Below are 16,671 nucleotides of genomic sequence, written 5' to 3'. Positions count from 1 at the left end.
ACAGCATTATGGCAGAAAAAGGAATTTCAGGAAAAATTGCCGGAGCTTTTCTAACTTCAAAGCTCAGCATCCTGCTAATGATTTCGTTCCTTCTCCTTGGATTGTTCAGCATTTATATGATTCCGAGAGAAGAAGAACCACAAATCGATGTTCCGATGGCAGACATTATGATAGGCTATCCCGGGGCATCACCGAAAGAAGTTGAACATTCGATTTCTGAACCGATAGAGAAAATCGTATCGAACATCAAAGGAGTGGAAGACGTGTATTCCACTTCGATGAACGGTATGGCAATGCTCACGGTTCAGTTCTATGTGGGGGAAAACGTGGAAAACTCGCTTGTAAACCTCTACAACGAACTTATTAAGAATATGGACCGTATGCCGCAAGGTGCCACTATGCCGATGATTAAAACGCGCTCCATCGACGACGTTCCCATTCTCGGCATCACGCTCTGGAGCGATAAAACAGGCAATCACACCATACGGCAGATGGCAGAAGTGGTGGCGAGCGAACTGAAGAAAATACCCGATGTGGCGCAGATAAACGTCATTGGTGGACAGAACCGTCAGGTAAAGGTGGTGCTGGACAAAGACAGAATGAACGAAAGCAACGTAGACTTCAGCTCCATCGCACAGGCACTGCAAGGCAACAATGCACAGGCTGAAAGTGGAAATATGGTGCAAAACGACAAGGTATATACCGTTTCTACCGGCAATTTCTTTGCCAATGCCGATGAAATAAAGCACACCATCGTAGGAACAGACAACGGACAGCCCGTCTATCTCTATCAGGTTGCCAACATAGAAGACGATGCCGAAGACCCTACCAACTACGTTTCTTTCGGCTATGGAGCAGCATCTGCCGAACAGCAGGGCAAACATCCGGGAACACACGAGGCCGTAACCATTGCCATTGCCAAGAAGAAGGGCGCAGACGCTATGAAACTGGCAGACAACATACTGAAGAAGGTGGAGGAAATGAAGAAAGACGTCATTACCTCAGACGTTCAGACAGACGTTACCCGTAACTACGGACAGACTGCATCGCACAAGGTTTCCGAACTCCTGTGGCACCTCATCACCGCCATAATCATCGTTACCATCTTCGTTATGGCTGCGATGGGCTGGCGCGGAGGACTGGTCGTGTTCCTTTCCGTACCGATTACGTTTGCGCTCACGCTCTTCGCCTACTTCTTTCTCGGCTACACGCTCAACCGTATCACGCTCTTTGCGCTCGTCTTCGTAACAGGTATCGTTACCGACGACTCCATCATCATCGCCGAAAATATGTACCGGCACTTCCAGACAAAGAAGCTGCCTCCTCATCAGCTTGCCATACACGCCATCAATGAAGTGGGAAATCCCACCATACTCGCCACACTTACGGTAATCGCCGCTGTGCTCCCGATGGCATTTGTTTCGGGAATGATGGGGCCGTATATGAGTCCGATGCCTATCGGAGCATCCATCGCTATGACCTTCTCGCTGCTCATTGCGCTGACCCTCACGCCCTATTTCGGTTTCCTCTTCCTCAGATACAAGGGAAAAAAGAAGGAAAACGAAAACGAGACAGCACATACTGCCCCACAGGAAGAAGGGGGAAGCATAGAAAAGAACCGTATATACCGATACTACAACGCCGTAACGGCTCCATTGCTCGAGAGCAGATGGAAACGATGGGCATTTATGCTCACGCTTACCGTGGTTCTCTTTGCCTCGCTCTCGATGTTCTACACCAAGTCGGTATCGGTAAAGATGCTGCCTTTCGACAACAAGAACGAGTTTCAGGTAGTTGTGGATATGCCTGAAGGCACCACGCTCGAACGGACAACAGCCGTTACGCAGGCATTGGCAAGCTACTTGAGCCGACAGCAGGAAGTGAAGAACTTCCAGACCTATGCAGGCACGGCTTCGCCAATAAGTTTCAACGGTCTTGTAAGGCATTACGACCTGCGACGCAGCGAAAACGCTGCCGACATACAAGTGAACCTTACCGACAAGGACGAACGCAGCGAACAGAGCCACGACATAGCCAAAAGAATGCGCGAACCCTTGCAGAACATCGGAAAACAATACGGTGCAAACGTGAAAATAGTGGAGATGCCGCCGGGTCCTCCCGTAATGTCTACCGTACTTGCAGAAGTCTACGGTCCCGACTACGAGCAGCAGATACGGATAGCCGAACAGATAAAGGGCATCTTCGGCAAGACAGATAACGTGGTAGACATAGACTGGATGGTTGAAGCTCCACAGACGGAACTGAAGTTCGACATCGACAAGGATCACGCTATGAAGCGCGGTATTGCCGCCGGACAGCTCGTACAGGCAATGCACGGAGCACTCTCCGGACAGCCCGTGGGCATTCTTCATCAGCCTGCGAGCCTGCAACAAATCCCCATCGTGCTCCAATTCCCGCAGCAAGATCGTTCCGACTTGCAGCAGCTTCTGGGATTCAAGGTACTCAATGCACAGGGAACGGCGCAGCCTGTGGGCGATCTGATTAAGGTTCACGAACAGGAAAAGGAGAAAACCATCCACCGGAAGAATCAGAAACGAGTGGTCTACGTTACGGCAGAAGTAGCAGGAAACCTCGAAAGTCCCGTCTACGCAATGAACGACATATCGGAAAAACTCTCAAGCATCAAGCTCCCGGAGGGCTATTCACTGGAAGAAGCATACAGCGCGCAGCCCGATGCCGAAACCGACTTCACGCTGAAATGGGACGGAGAATGGAAAATTACCTACGAAGTGTTCCACGATCTGGGAATTGCCTTCCTCTTCGTGCTCATCATCATCTATATGCTCATCGTGGGATGGTTCCAGAATTTCATCACTCCCCTCGTACAGCTCGCCGCCATTCCTCTCTCGCTTATCGGCATTGTCGTTGGTCACTGGATGGCAGATGCCTATTTCACCGCCACCTCAATGATAGGTTTCATAGCTCTGGCAGGCATTATGGTGCGCAATTCCGTTCTGCTCATCGACTTCATTGATATGCGCATCGAACAGGGAATACCGCTCAAGCAAGCCGTAATAGAATCGGGAGCCGTGCGCACCACGCCAATCATCCTCACAGCTGGAAGCGTTGTGCTCAGTGGTATCGTAATGATATTCGACCCTATCTTTCAAGGACTCGCCATTTCGCTGATGGGCGGCACCATCACTTCCACCGTGCTTACGCTCGTAGTAGTGCCGTTGCTCTACTATAAGCAGCTCAAGGGGAAAAGGAAATAAAAGGACGAGGGAACGAGGGGACGAAGAAACGGAATAAGGGAACGAGGAGACAAGAGAACAAGGAGATTTCTTCATTTCTGCTCTTTCATTCATAGCCTGCCATTAGTTTTCGTGCAAGCACAAGGAAACTTACTTGTCCTCTCGTTCCCTTGTCCACTTGTTTCCTTGTCTCTTCGTTTCCTTGTCCACTTGTTCCCTCGTCTCCTTATCCACTTACTAAAATTTCCCATCCAAATAATTGTATATCTCCACAAAAGAGTATATTTTTGTAGAAGAAAAAACGAAAAGAAAGATGAAATACAGAACCATAAAGGAAATGGAACCACAACAGGCCGACACCTTATGCAAGATAAGGAATATCCAGCGCGCCATCATCAGTTTTGAAACACAACTGGAGAAAAAATATCAGCTCTGCCTCAACGAGGCAATGCTCCTGTGCACGCTCCGAAAGAATAAATATATGTCGTCTGGAGAAATTGCCGAGGCACTGGGACTTACCTGCTCCAACACATCGAAGGTAATAAAGTCGGTGGAAAACAAGAAGCTCGTAGAGCGCATCAACGGCGACGAAGACCGTCGGCAAATGTACTTTTCGCTCTCCAAGCCCGGCTACGACAAACTCTCATCCATCAAGTGCGACGAAATAGCCATCCCCTCGCCGCTCAGCAATATCCTCCAGCTCAACCTCTGAACCAGCCGCAATCCCCTTGCCCTTCAGCTCCTTTTCCCGCCATCTGTTGGCTATTTCAGATTTATTGTGTACTTTTGCACGCAAAGAAAATAAACGTTTATTTAAGATATGGCATTAAAATGTGGTATAGTAGGATTGCCAAACGTGGGCAAGTCTACCCTTTTCAACTGTCTGAGCAGTGCCAAGGCACAGGCGGCAAACTTTCCTTTCTGCACAATCGAGCCTAACCTCGGCGTCATCACCGTTCCCGACGAACGCCTCAACAAGCTCGCCGAAATAGTAAATCCGGGACGAATCGTACCTGCTACGTGCGAAATCGTGGACATTGCCGGGCTCGTAAAGGGTGCAAGCAAGGGAGAAGGACTCGGCAATAAGTTCTTGGGAAACATCCGTGAGTGCGATGCTATCATCCACGTGATCCGTTGTTTCGAGGACGACAATGTGGTGCGCGAGGGAGGAATGGCAGTAAATCCCATTGAAGACAAGGAGATTATAGACACCGAATTGCAGTTGAAAGACCTCGAAACCATCGAGTCGCAACTGGCAAAGAACCAAAAGACGGCCGCTGCCGGCAACAAGGATGCGAAGATTCTGGTAACGGTGCTCCAAGCATTCAAGGAGGTTTTGGAACAGGGAAAGAACGCCCGCAGCGTAACCTTCGAGAGCAAGGAAGAGCAGCAGGCTGCCCACAACCTGTTTCTGCTCACTACAAAGCCCGTACTCTACGTCTGCAATGTGGACGAGGAAAGTGCCAAGAACGGCAACGAATACAGCAGACAGATTGAGGCTATCGCAGCCGAGGAAGGTGCCGAAACGATGATTATAGCTGCAAAGACCGAAGAGGACATCGCATCGCTGGAAAGTTATGAGGACAAGAAGATGTTTCTCGACGAACTGGGACTGGAGGAAAGCGGCGTGAACCGACTGATCAACAAGGCTTACCACCTGCTCAATCTCCAGACATTCATCACTGCCGGCGAAATGGAAGTAAAGGCGTGGACTTTCCAAAAGGGCTGGAAGGCACCGCAATGTGCCGGTGTCATCCACACCGACTTCGAGAAAGGATTCATCCGTGCAGAGGTAATCAAGTATGAGGATTACCTGAAATACAAGTCGGAAGCTGCCATCCGAGAAGCCGGAAAACTGGGCGTTGAAGGCAAGGAATACGTAGTTCAGGACGGCGACATAATGCACTTCCGATTCAACGTATAGCACCATTGCAGCCAATACGGCAGCATCCGATAATAAATACACCGGGCAATCTCAGGATTGTCCGGTGTATTTATTATCAATGATTACCTATTTTCCAACCTGAATGGGGTATTTTATCTTTACAAAACACGCTCTGTAATTCGATTATTTTGAATGAAATACTTTTTATTTTCAAATACGCGAGTTATGAGCGTGCAAAGTTAAAATACTGTTTCTCAATTATTTATCTATTTTATCAGCATTTTTGTGCATTAAAATAACGCTGAATGCTTCCTGAAAGGGACAATAAATCCGACAATTTCAACTGTTTTCGGCTCTTGTTTTCCGAAAACCACCTTCCACTCTTCGCATATTCGCATTGCAATCTTCGCAAGAACGATTTGCATTCTTCGCAAAAATGAAATTCCTCCTTCGCATAATTGCTCTTTAATGTTCCGAAAATTCAATTTCAATCTCACAGATTAGTCCTCTTATTCTCCAGATTGCTGAAAAATTTTATGCGTTTTTTGGTAATCAAATTTTACAAGAACAAGTACTTCTCAGACACATTCTGCGAGACAATTTATCATCATCCCACGATGAAGCAATATAGGCAAAATGCCGTCAAAGAGATTGCCACATACCATATATTCCTCTTCCAGTTGCGTTCGCCGAGTTTTCCCATATAATAGAGGCAAGCCCTTTTAAGGATATACAGCACAATAGCAGACTTGAACAATATCCAAATCGCCTTTAAGATAACACCGACAATAAACTTTATTTCCATCTGTAAAACGCCTTTTCAGTTCCAATACAACAGAAATACTTGCATTCAGATTCTTCTCGAACACAGGCATTCTTCTTATTCTGCGTCTGCAAATTTATACTTTTTACCCCATATAGCAAACAAAATCCTCACAAAACGTCAATAAAACAGATTTATCCGTGTAAGAATTGCAGATATTCCAATTTTATATTACCTTTGCGCAATACTATAATGAATGAGTTTTTTATGAACAACTTACTACTATACATTCCTTGGCAACCCGACGAATACCTCATTCGCTTCGGTTCTGCCGGCATCCGATGGTACGGCATCTGCTGGCTTGTGTGCTTCGCCGTGGGTTTCTATCTGATGCAATGGCTCTTCAAGAAGCACAGGTATTCCGACAAACAGTTCGAGCCTATGTTCCTTTATGTGTTTCTCGGAGCCTTGATCGGCGCACGACTGGGACACTGCATCTTCTACGAACCGGGAGAGTTTTTCGATTCCTTCCAGCATTTCGTCGAGATATTCATTCCGATAAAGTTTCTGCCGGGCGGCGGTTGGAAGTTCGTCGGCTTTCAGGGACTGGCGTCTCACGGAGGAGTCATCGGACTGCTCATCGGGCTTTATCTCTACATCAAGCGGTCTAAGATGAACACTTGGGTGGTGCTCGACTTTATGGGCATCTGCTCTGCCATATCAGCGGCTTTCATTCGTATCGGAAACCTGATGAATTCAGAGATTATCGGCAAGGTAACGGACGTGCCTTGGGCATTCATTTTCTACGACGTAGACACCCGTCCGCGCCATCCGGGGCAGCTCTATGAGGCAATAGCCTACTTCTGCATCTTCGCTTTCATCTTCTTTATTTACCGAAAGAATCCGAAGAAGGTGGGAACAGGACTCTATTTCGGGCTTTGTCTCGCCCTCATTTTCACTTTCCGCTTCTTCATCGAATACATCAAGATAGATCAGGTGGACTTTGAAAACGGTATGCTCTTCAATATGGGGCAGCTCCTTAGCATTCCTTTTGTGGCTCTCGGAGTGTGGTCTATTATGAGGTCTAAGGGAAAAGAATACACAGAAAAGTAATTATCACAAATTATATAACCCAAAAAACAAATTTATTATGGACAATTATCAAAATCAAAACGAAAACTTAAACAACATCAACAACAATCAGATGAACGCAGATACAAGCACACCACCTGAAAACCATTTGGTTATGGCAATCCTTACCACCATCTTCTGCTGTCTGCCATTGGGTATCGTTGCCATCGTAAAGGCAAGCAGCGTGAAATCGCTCTATTATTCCGGCCAGAAGGAAGCTGCTCTCCTTGCAGCTCAGGAAGCAAAGAAGTGGAGCACTTGGGGCATTATCGGTGGTCTGACAGTTGGAGCTCTCTACTTTATCTTGATGTTTGTTCTTGGTCTGGGTAGCTATATGTTAGGCTAAACAAGTGAAAAGACTGACGATTTTTCTACTCGCAGTCATTACGATAGGAGCCGGTTTGTATTTCTTTGACCCAAAGATGTATGAACTGGCTCCTAAATGTCCGTTCAAACTTCTCACGGGACTCAACTGTCCGAGCTGCGGCATCCAAAGGTTTCTGCACGCAATGCTGCACGGAAGACCATCGGAAGCCATTCAATACAATTATTATCTGGCTTACAGTCTGCCATACGCATTTTTATTAATGGCGGGATGGCTGCTGCCGACAGGCAAACTGAAGACCAATCTTGTAAGGATTGCGCAAAACCGATATGTCGTATGGTTTTACGTAATCACTTTTTTTATCTGGTTCTTTGTCCGCAATCTATTGAAAATATAAAAAGGGGAAAGGGGACGAGGAAACAAGGGGACAAGAGGACGAGGGAACGAGGAAACAAGTAGACGAGGGAACAAGTGGATAAGGAAATTGCTTAACCTGTATCTTGCCCCATCCTCAATCCGTTTTCTTCTACCTATGCGTTCGGACTCACTATTTTCTTAATGTCATTGAGCTTGTTGAGTGCCTCCATCGGCGTGAGGTTATTGATGTCGAGACCGAGAATCTCATCACGGATCTGCATCAGAACCGGGTCGTCCAACTGGAAGAAACTGAGCTGAACCCCTTCCCTGCTCTGCTCAAGCTGCTCTGCCGACGGCATAGCCTTGCCTCCGACTTTTGAATTGTCGGCCTCCAACTGCTTCAAAACCACATTGGCACGTTTCACGATAGAGCGCGGCATACCGGCAATGTCTGCCACGTGGATACCGAACGAATGCTCGCTTCCACCACGCTCGAGCTTTCGGAGGAAGATAACCTTGCCGTCTACCTCCTTTACCGACACGTTGAAGTTCTTGATGCGTCGGAAGTTCTTTTCCATTTCATTGAGTTCGTGGTAGTGAGTGGCAAACAATGTACGTGCAGCCGCCTTTGGATGCTCGTGCAGATACTCCACAATCGCCCACGCTATGCTGATACCGTCGTAGGTGCTTGTGCCACGTCCGAGTTCGTCGAAGAGCACAAGCGAGCGCGGCGTTACGTTGTTCAGGATGTTGGAAGCCTCCGTCATCTCTACCATAAAGGTGGATTCGCCGAGCGAAATATTGTCGGAAGCACCCACTCGCGTGAAGATTTTATCCACCAACCCCACTCTGGCACCGTCTGCCGGCACGAAACATCCCACCTGTGCAAGCAGCACTATCAGCGCAGTCTGGCGCAGAAGTGCCGATTTACCAGCCATATTGGGTCCCGTAATCATCATAATCTGCTGATGCTCGTTGTCCAGAAGCACATCGTTCGGCACGTATTGCTCGCCCAGCGGCAACTGCATTTCGATGACAGGATGGCGGCCTTGCCTGATGTCGATAATATTTGAGTCATCGACCACCGGACGGACGTATCTGTTTTCCTCTGCCGCCGCGGCGAAAGCGTGCAGACAGTCCAGATGGGCAATGAGGTTTGCGTTGATCTGTATCTGCGGAATATACTCCTGCATATCCTGAATAAGCTCGGTAAACAGCTTTGTCTCGAGCAGGATTATCTTCTCGTCGGCTCCGAGAATCTTTGCTTCGTATTCCTTCAGTTCGGGCGTTATGTAGCGTTCGGCCTGTGCCAGCGTCTGCTTTCTTATCCAGTCTTCGGGCACACGGTCCTTGAACGTGTTGCGCACTTCGAGATAATAGCCGAAAACATTGTTGAAACCAATCTTCAGGGAATTGATACCCGTCTGCTCGGCTTCCTTCTCCTGAATCTCAAGCAGGTATTGCTTGCCGTTGTCGCGTATGGAACGGAGGTCGTCGAGTTCGGCATTATAGCCCGCGGCTATCACTCCACCCTTGTTGAGTAACTGCGGAGGGTCGGCCGTTATTTCCTTCTCAATGCGCTCACGGATGGATTCGCAGAGGTTCAACTGCTCGCCGATGCGCTTCAAGGCATCGTTGTCTGCCGACATACAGGCTGTCTTCATCGGCTTTATCGCCATCAGGGCATTCTTCAACTGCACAACCTCGCGCGGCGAAACACGCCCTACGGCCACCTTGGATATGATTCGTTCCAAGTCGCCGATGCGGTGGAACTGGTCGTCCAGACACTTCCGGAAGTCGGGTTCACGGAAATAATAGTCCACAATGTTCAGTCGCTCGTTGATGGGCTTCACTTCCTTGAGCGGGAAGATGAGCCACCGGCGCAGCATACGCCCACCCATCGGCGTTACGGTACGGTCGATTACGCTCAGCAGAGACGAGCCGTCTTCCTGCATCGGTGCGACGAGTTCGAGCGAACGGATAGTGAACCTGTCCAGGCGGACGTATTTCTCCTCCTCTATCCGTGCCAGCGAAGTGATGTGGTTGATGTTGGTGTGCTGCGTAATCTCGAGATACTGCATAATTGCTCCGGCTGCAACGATGCCGTTGTTGAGATGGTCCACGCCGAAACCCTTGAGGTTCTGCGTGCCGAAATGCTTGAGGAGCTTCTGCCGGGCAGTCGTGTCCGTGAACACCCAGTCGTCCATTTCAAACGTACAGAGGCGTGTTCCGAACTGCTTTTCAAAGTCGTTCTTCCTTGCACGGTCGTAGAGCACTTCCTTCGGAGAGAAGTTTCCGATGAGCTTTTCCACGTAGTCGAAGGTGCCTTCGCCCGTCAGGAACTCGCCGGTGGATATGTCGAGGAAGCTCACACCACAGGAACCCTTGCCGAAATGCACGGCCGCAAGGAAGTTGTTTTCCTTGTAGTTCAGCACGTTGTCGCCCATTGCAACACCCGGCGTTACGAGTTCCGTAATGCCCCGCTTTACCATCTTGTCCTCCGCGCTCAGTCCTTTCTTTCCCTTTATCTCCTCGCGTTTCTTCTTAGGGTCTTCCAGTTGGTCGCAGATGGCCACGCGCTTTCCGGCACGTATCAGCTTCGGAAGGAACGTGTCGAGGGCGTGATGCGGGAAACCTGCCATCTCGTCGCCCGAAGATGCACCGTTGTTGCGGCGCGTGAGCGTGATGCCGAGAATCTTCGACGCCTCGATGGCATCGTCGCAGTAGGTCTCGTAGAAGTCGCCGCATCGGAACAGCATCAGTGCGTCGGGATGTTTTGCCTTCATAGAGAAAAACTGTCGCATCATCGGTGTGAGTCCCTTGTCGTTCGTTGCCATATATTCGGTATCCTTTCCTTGCTTTATTTTCATTATACTGGAAGTGCAAAAATACGAAAATAAGGCTGAACCAACAAATGATTAAATAAACTTTAGCATCCGTACCGCACAGAACCGCAAAAAGACGGAACAATGGATGGAAGCTGAAATTCGGGAAATGACTACGGTTGTCTGCGTAGTTAATGAAATTACCAACCGATGGTAATTCATTTACCAACCGATGGTAATTTGTTTACCAACCGATGGTAATCGTTTTACCAAGCCGTGGTAATCGGATTACCAAGCCGTGGTAATCGGATTACCAGCCGTTGGTAATTTTCCTACGACAGTTTACAAGATAACAAGGGAACGGGAGAAGAAGCAGATTTGTCCGAGCAAGATACAATCTTTATCGCCACGGAATATAATTTCTGACCGACAACGGCGTTATCTGAATAATAAAAGCCGCAATCCGCAGATAAATCTGCCGACAAAGACAGCAGATAAGAAAATAATGAGTATATTTACAACGTTTTGATATTAACTATAAAACTTATTTAATTATGAAAAGAAAGAAAATTCAGACAGCAATCTGTCTTGTAGCCGGTACGGTGCTGATGAGCTCTTGCGTGGGTTCTTTTGCAATGTTCAACAAACTGGCTGATTGGAACAAGGATGCGACTGACTCTAAATTTCTCAACGAATTAATCTTCATCGTGATTTCTCCGGCATACGCCTTTGCAGGATTGGCAGACATCCTGGTGCTCAACTCCATCGAGTTCTGGACGGGCGACAACCCGATGGCAAAGAACATAGGCAAGACCAAGAACGTGAAGGGCGACGACGGTCTGAACTATGCCGTGAAGTATCTTGAAAACGGCTACGAGATTACAAAGCCGTCCGGCGACGTATTCTACTTCACTTACAACAAGGAAGAGAACAACTGGTATATGAGTGCCGACGGAAAGGAAACGAAGCTGATTCACTTCAACGGCGACGGCAGCGTGAAGGCATTCCTCAACAGCGGTCTTACCGTAGATGTTACGCCTGATGCAGTAGGCGTTTATCAGCTCCGTCAGGTTCAGGAAGGCACGTATTATATGGCAAGCAGATAAAAAGTAAACAAGGGACAAGGAGACAAGGGAACGAGTTGATAAGGAGACAAAGGGATAAGTGAACAAGTTCACAAGAAGACGAGTTTACAAGTGAGCTACCTTTGTATATTCAAGATGATAATGGAAAGGCAAGCCCTAAACCGTTTCGTAATGAAGAAAGAATACTTATCAACTTGTTCCCTTATTAACTTTTCTCCTCGTTCACTTGCAAACTCGTTCACTTGTAAACTTTCCCATTATCTTTCATCGTCCCCCAGTCAATATACTCATTACCTTTGGGAACATTCTGTTCAGCAGATGGAATATGCCTGCACCGAGAAGGAGGAGCAGCATCGGAGTGAGAAGGAAATAAACGAAGCCCATAAGGCTATTGACAGGATTGATTATGTCTGCCTTGAAGAGATAAAGGATAACGCCTAACGGAAGAGTGTGATAGGCAAAGACGAAGAAACCCGCATCGGAAAGGAACGGAGGGATTATCATCGTTGCGGCATTTCTGCGCTGCCGTTCCTCAATAAAGCGCGTTACCACAGATACCACGAACACAATAAGCCCTGCATACATCAGATTAGGGCTTTCCATCTGAAAGAAAAAGACGGCAAAGAAGAGTCCTCCCCACTTCAATGGGCGCATAACATCGGTAAACTTCTGCCGAGTAACGCCGAAATAGGCACCGAACGAGAAGAAGAGCAAGCCTTGCGCACTGATGCCGGGAACGCCGTCGAACCATCGTGTGGCGTAGAGCAACGCCATAAAAAGCACAAGCACAGCTTCCTTACGGACAGTCGACAGCCAATTAATCACTCTGTAAATGACAGGCGAAAGGATGGAAAGCACTATCAGGTCGCGGATAAACCAGAACTGCACGGCAATCGGTGCCGTCTGTCCTCCCTGATTTCCTATCCGGCTCGTGTCCCAAAACGCCAGCAACCAATCCGTGAAGCCGAAATCCTCTATCGGCTTATCCACTATTGCCGTCCAACCGGGTTTCATTCCTTCGGCAATGGAGAGCATAAAGAGATATATCAGATTCCAAAGAATATAGGGAATGAGCAGCGAAAAAATTCTGTTCGTCAGTTTCTGCACATACAATTCCCTTGAGAATGTGTTTTCACGGAAGAACAGAACGCCACTGATAAAGAAGAAAAAAGGATTCGCCAGCAGTCCTAACGAACCCGATATGAAGTCTATTACCATCCCCATTGTAGGCATAGCAGGCCCTACCGACGTTTCGTTTACTGCCCAAAGTGCGCTCCACGATTCGCTCACTCCGTTGAAGTTGGAATGGATGAAAAGCACCAATACAACCAAAGGCAATCTTAAAAACTGGATTACCTGCGATTGTGTGTCGGCGGTGTTCATTCTAATGCGCATAGGGAAATGGGATTTTTCAGATAAATATAAGGACAAACGCCCCAAGTTCCGGCTTATCCGAAACGCAGAAAAGAGGATGAACCAACAAGCAGACTGGTCTTTTTATCCACCAGTTCGCTTATTCTTTCATCCTCTTCCCCACTCTTTTATCTCATAGTCTTAACTTTGTTCCAAGAGCTTCGCAGCCATTTCGCGACCCAGACGCCAGCATTCCACCTTTGTTTCTTCGCTCAGCGACTGACGCATTTCCACCGGTTCACCCACCTTTTCAAAGTGAGCACGGTTCTCATTCCACTCTCCAATCGCCGTAACGGCACGACTCGCCCATCCATAGGAACCGAACCATCCGATGTAACGGTTCTTTATATCGCGGTTGGCTATCTCTGAAAGGAGCACTTCCATTTCGTGATAGAGACCGTTGTTATAGGTTGGAGCACCGAGAATCAAGCCACGGTAGCGGAAAATATCACGGATAATGTAGCTGTGGTGGGTCTTTGAAACGTTGTACATAACGATGTTCTTCACGCCTGCAAGCGAAGCTGCACGGGCAATCTGCTCTGCCACGCGCTCCGTATTGCCGTACATCGTACCGTAACAGATAACCAAACCCGGCTCAGTTTCGTATTTGGACATCTTATCGTACATATCCATCACCTTATCAACATACTTGTGCCATACAGGTCCGTGCGTAGAACAGATATAATCCAAGTGAATACCGGCGAGCTTCTTCAGCGCATTCTGCACGGGAGTGCCGTATTTGCCCACGATGTTGGAATAGTAGCGCACCATTTCGAGCCAACTCACGTCCGTATTGATGTCCTGATCGATGATTCCACCGTTCAAAGCACCGAAACAACCGAAGCCGTCGCCGGAGAAGAGAGCCGTCTCTTCGCCCTTATATACAGTCATCATCGTTTCAGGCCAGTGTACCATAGGCGTCATAAAGAACTGCAATGAGTGGTTTCCGAACTCCATTACCTCGCCGTTCTTCACTTCGATGGTGTTCTCCTTAATACCGTAAAATCCTGCCATCAGGTCAAAGGTCTTCTTGTTGCCTATTACCTGTATGTCAGGATAGTATTGTTTCAGCAGTGCCAAACCACCGGAATGGTCCGGTTCCATGTGATGAATAACGAGATAGTCAATCTTTCTGTCGCCGATAACCTCACGGATATTCTCGAGGAACTGCACGAAGAAGTCCACTTCCACCGTATCAATCAAGACCACCTTTTCATCATCGATGAGATAAGAGTTGTAGCTTACACCATTTGGCAATGGCCACAAACCCTCGAATTTCTCCTTGTTACGGTCATTTACACCTACGTAGTAAACCTTATTTGTTATTTCTATCATATTGTTTTTATTTTATGTCCTTATGAATTTTTCATCGAAGCCCCGAACTCTTTGCTCACATAGTTGTAGATATCCTTGCAGCAGTCGGCAGCGAAAGCCTGCGCACAGGCTATGAGCTTGTCCCATTGCTCCTCGGAGAGTCCCCGTTCGAGATCATTCCGAGTGATTCCGTACTTCAGGAGACCGAAGATAAAGCCGGCATTGAAGTTATCGCCTGCACCAACGGTGCTCACTGTCTTCGTTTCCGCCACTTCATAGCTTTTGCGGAATTCACTCTCGCTGCGCACTTCCACCGGTTTTGCCCCATCGGTATAGATGAAACGCTTGCAATAGAACGATATTTCGGCATTGTAAACCTTGTCGGCTTCCTCCTTCTTGAACAGAACCTGAAAGTCTTCACGGCTGCCGCGCACGATGTCTGCCTGTTCGAGATTCTCCAAGAGATTCGGCGTAATCTTGATAACTTCGTCCTTATGCGCCGGACGGAAGTTCACATCGTAGTAGATAATAGCACCGTGGGCACGGGCGTGCTCCAACAATCCCAGCACCTGTGGGCGAATCACGGGATTGACGGCATAGAACGAGCCGAAAAGCACAATGTCGTCGGGCTGAATTTCAGGATAGCTGAAGTCCAGTTGGTCGTGCGGATGGTCTTTGTAGAATATGTATTCAGCGTCGTTCTGCTCGTTGAGAAAGGCAAGGGAAACAGCAGATTTCGAGCCGGGAAAAGCATTGATGTTGTCCGAACTCACTCCGTTCTCGCTCAGGAAAGTCTTGATAAATTCCCCAACACGGTCGTTTCCGGTCTCTCCGATAAAAACAGTTTCCACACCCGAGCGTCCCAAGGAAACGGAAGCATTGAATGTAGAACCTCCCGGATATGCCCCTACGGGCTGTCCGTCTTTGAAAATAATGTCGAGAACCGTCTCTCCAATACCTATAATCTTGCGCATTGACTATTTTTTAATACTCTTCAGCCTTGGATAATGCAGATTGTCTTGTCCAAGGAATGGGCAATTTGATGTGCAAATATAGTACAAATCAGCCACATTTCAAAAAGAAATTGACTAATTTTGCAACCATAATGAAATATAATACAATAAGGTTAGAAAACGGTCTGCGCATCATTCATCTGCCATCCTCATCGCTGGTGGTCTACTGCGGCTACGGCATCAATGCCGGAACGGCAAACGAAGAAGCCGGAGAGGAGGGCATTGCGCACTTCTGCGAACACGCCACTTTCAAGGGAACACAGCAGAGAAGCAGCCTCGACATCATCAACTGTCTCGAAAGCGTGGGCGGCGACCTGAACGCCTACACCACGAAGACTGCCACGGTCTACCATTCCGCCATCCTCAAGGAACACTTTCCCTTGGCAGCCGACCTGCTTTCCGACATCGTCTTCCGAAGCATCTATCCCCAGAAAGAGATAGACAAGGAAGTGGAAGTGATATGCGACGAGATAGAATCCTACAACGACAGTCCGGCAGAGCTTATCTACGACGAGTTTGAGAATCTTCTGTTCAGGAATCATCCTCTCGGGCACAGCATTCTCGGCACGGCAGAGCGTGTGCGCTCATTCAAGAGCGAGGATGCGAGGCGGTTTACCGACCGGTTCTACCGACCCGAAAATTCCGTTTTCTTCATCTATGGAGATGTGGATTTCAGCGAAACCGTGGATTTACTGAAACGCTACACGGCCAACGTGCAGCGCACTTCGCCCTTCACACCTCTGGAGGACGCCACGGCAGCCGTAGAAGCAGAACACCTCTACCACCCTGCCAACATTACCATCCGAAAGAAGACGCATCAGGCTCACGTAATGATAGGCAACCGTGCCTACAACGTTCACGACAAAAAGCGAATCGTGCTCTATCTGCTCAACAACGTGCTCGGCGGACCGGGTATGAGCGCGCGTCTGAATCTTTCGCTGCGAGAGGAACACGGACTGGTATATACCGTCGAGAGTTTTATGACGGCTTACAGCACCACCGGTATGTGGGGCATCTATTTCGGATGCGACCCGAAGGACGTGAAGCAATGCACGAAACTCGTCAGACAGGAGCTTGACAGGTTTATGAATGTTCCTCTTTCCGACGAAAAACTGAAACTTGCCAAACAGCAGATAAAGGGGCAAATAGGGATTGCCGAAGACAACCGTGAGAACTTTGCACTGGGTTTCTGCCGCAGTTTCCTCCATTTCGGATGGGAAAAGCATACCGAAAAGCTCTACGAACAGATTGATGCCATTACGGCAGAGCAGATTCAGCAAGTGGCAAGGGAGATTTTCAGGGAAGAGGAACTGACAACGTTGGTTTATAAATAAGCTTTCTCTTG

General features: G+C 48.1%; 13 protein-coding genes. 8 read left to right on the top strand and 5 right to left on the bottom strand.

Going from position 1 to position 16,671, the window contains the following annotated elements:
• The first annotated feature begins 8 nt into the window (after positions 1-8).
• From P150_RS0107595 to ychF, 3 genes are all read left to right on the top strand, one after another.
• On the top strand, positions 9-3,236 hold the full coding sequence (locus P150_RS0107595) for an efflux RND transporter permease subunit (RefSeq protein WP_036932134.1): 3,228 nt from the start codon (positions 9-11) through the stop codon (positions 3,234-3,236).
• A gap of 292 nt (positions 3,237-3,528) precedes the next feature.
• The gene (locus P150_RS0107590) at positions 3,529-3,927 is read left to right on the top strand and encodes a winged helix DNA-binding protein (protein ID WP_231477587.1); all 399 of its coding nucleotides are present in this window, start codon (positions 3,529-3,531) and stop codon (positions 3,925-3,927) included.
• Between the two features lie 108 nt (positions 3,928-4,035).
• Complete coding sequence (ychF, locus tag P150_RS0107585) at positions 4,036-5,139, top strand: redox-regulated ATPase YchF (RefSeq protein WP_028897164.1); 1,104 nt, start codon at positions 4,036-4,038, stop codon at positions 5,137-5,139.
• 568 nt (positions 5,140-5,707) lie between these two features.
• Here the strand turns inward: ychF and P150_RS0107575 are convergent.
• On the bottom strand, positions 5,708-5,905 hold the full coding sequence (locus tag P150_RS0107575; protein ID WP_028897163.1) for a hypothetical protein: 198 nt from the start codon (positions 5,903-5,905) through the stop codon (positions 5,708-5,710).
• A gap of 225 nt (positions 5,906-6,130) precedes the next feature.
• Between P150_RS0107575 and lgt the strand changes: the two genes are divergently transcribed.
• The 3 genes from lgt to P150_RS0107560 are packed head-to-tail and all read left to right on the top strand — an operon-like array spanning position 6,131 to position 7,716.
• Complete coding sequence (gene lgt / locus P150_RS0107570; protein WP_028897162.1) at positions 6,131-6,976, top strand: prolipoprotein diacylglyceryl transferase; 846 nt, start codon at positions 6,131-6,133, stop codon at positions 6,974-6,976.
• Positions 6,977-7,013: 37 nt separating this feature from the next.
• On the top strand, positions 7,014-7,340 hold the full coding sequence (locus tag P150_RS0107565) for a CD225/dispanin family protein (protein WP_231477586.1): 327 nt from the start codon (positions 7,014-7,016) through the stop codon (positions 7,338-7,340).
• Positions 7,341-7,344: 4 nt separating this feature from the next.
• Positions 7,345-7,716, top strand: coding sequence for a DUF2752 domain-containing protein (locus P150_RS0107560; RefSeq protein ID WP_036932132.1), 372 nt, complete (start codon positions 7,345-7,347; stop codon positions 7,714-7,716).
• 133 nt (positions 7,717-7,849) lie between these two features.
• Here the strand turns inward: P150_RS0107560 and mutS are convergent, their stop codons facing one another.
• Positions 7,850-10,513 (bottom strand): DNA mismatch repair protein MutS, encoded by a 2,664-nt coding sequence (mutS, locus tag P150_RS0107555; RefSeq protein WP_028897159.1) that lies wholly within the window; start codon positions 10,511-10,513, stop codon positions 7,850-7,852.
• A gap of 542 nt (positions 10,514-11,055) precedes the next feature.
• Between mutS and P150_RS0107550 the strand changes: the two genes are divergently transcribed.
• The gene (locus P150_RS0107550; RefSeq protein WP_028897158.1) at positions 11,056-11,607 is read left to right on the top strand and encodes a DUF3332 domain-containing protein; all 552 of its coding nucleotides are present in this window, start codon (positions 11,056-11,058) and stop codon (positions 11,605-11,607) included.
• A 243-nt stretch (positions 11,608-11,850) separates the two neighbouring features.
• Here the strand turns inward: P150_RS0107550 and P150_RS0107545 are convergent, their stop codons facing one another.
• From P150_RS0107545 to P150_RS0107535, 3 genes are all read right to left on the bottom strand, one after another.
• Entirely contained in the window at positions 11,851-12,981 is a 1,131-nt protein-coding gene (locus tag P150_RS0107545) for an acyltransferase (RefSeq protein WP_028897157.1), read from the bottom strand.
• Positions 12,982-13,140: 159 nt separating this feature from the next.
• Entirely contained in the window at positions 13,141-14,334 is a 1,194-nt protein-coding gene (locus tag P150_RS0107540; RefSeq protein ID WP_028897156.1) for an FprA family A-type flavoprotein, read from the bottom strand.
• A 20-nt stretch (positions 14,335-14,354) separates the two neighbouring features.
• A complete protein-coding gene (locus P150_RS0107535) occupies positions 14,355-15,287 on the bottom strand; it encodes a carbohydrate kinase (RefSeq protein ID WP_028897155.1) in 933 nt (310 codons plus the stop codon).
• 131 nt (positions 15,288-15,418) lie between these two features.
• Here P150_RS0107535 and P150_RS0107530 point away from each other — a divergent pair, with 131 nt between their 5' ends.
• A complete protein-coding gene (locus P150_RS0107530; protein ID WP_028897154.1) occupies positions 15,419-16,660 on the top strand; it encodes a pitrilysin family protein in 1,242 nt (413 codons plus the stop codon).
• Positions 16,661-16,671: the final 11 nt, after the last annotated feature.

Origin of the sequence: Prevotella sp. HUN102, from assembly GCF_000688375.1 — a bacterium.
Lineage (GTDB): Bacteria > Bacteroidota > Bacteroidia > Bacteroidales > Bacteroidaceae > Prevotella.
The sequence above is the reverse complement of the archived record's forward strand: the minus strand, read 5'-3'. Positions and strand labels throughout refer to the sequence as shown.

Coding starts and splice junctions, on each gene's coding strand:
- P150_RS0107595 (WP_036932134.1), top strand. CDS start 9: ATGGCAGAAAAAGGAATTTCAGGAAAAATTGCCGGAGCTTTTCTAACT.
- P150_RS0107590 (WP_231477587.1), top strand. CDS start 3,529: ATGAAATACAGAACCATAAAGGAAATGGAACCACAACAGGCCGACACC.
- ychF (WP_028897164.1), top strand. CDS start 4,036: ATGGCATTAAAATGTGGTATAGTAGGATTGCCAAACGTGGGCAAGTCT.
- P150_RS0107575 (WP_028897163.1), bottom strand. CDS start 5,905: ATGGAAATAAAGTTTATTGTCGGTGTTATCTTAAAGGCGATTTGGATA.
- lgt (WP_028897162.1), top strand. CDS start 6,131: ATGAACAACTTACTACTATACATTCCTTGGCAACCCGACGAATACCTC.
- P150_RS0107565 (WP_231477586.1), top strand. CDS start 7,014: ATGGACAATTATCAAAATCAAAACGAAAACTTAAACAACATCAACAAC.
- mutS (WP_028897159.1), bottom strand. CDS start 10,513: ATGGCAACGAACGACAAGGGACTCACACCGATGATGCGACAGTTTTTC.
- P150_RS0107550 (WP_028897158.1), top strand. CDS start 11,056: ATGAAAAGAAAGAAAATTCAGACAGCAATCTGTCTTGTAGCCGGTACG.
- P150_RS0107545 (WP_028897157.1), bottom strand. CDS start 12,981: ATGCGCATTAGAATGAACACCGCCGACACACAATCGCAGGTAATCCAG.
- P150_RS0107540 (WP_028897156.1), bottom strand. CDS start 14,334: ATGATAGAAATAACAAATAAGGTTTACTACGTAGGTGTAAATGACCGT.
- P150_RS0107535 (WP_028897155.1), bottom strand. CDS start 15,287: ATGCGCAAGATTATAGGTATTGGAGAGACGGTTCTCGACATTATTTTC.
- P150_RS0107530 (WP_028897154.1), top strand. CDS start 15,419: ATGAAATATAATACAATAAGGTTAGAAAACGGTCTGCGCATCATTCAT.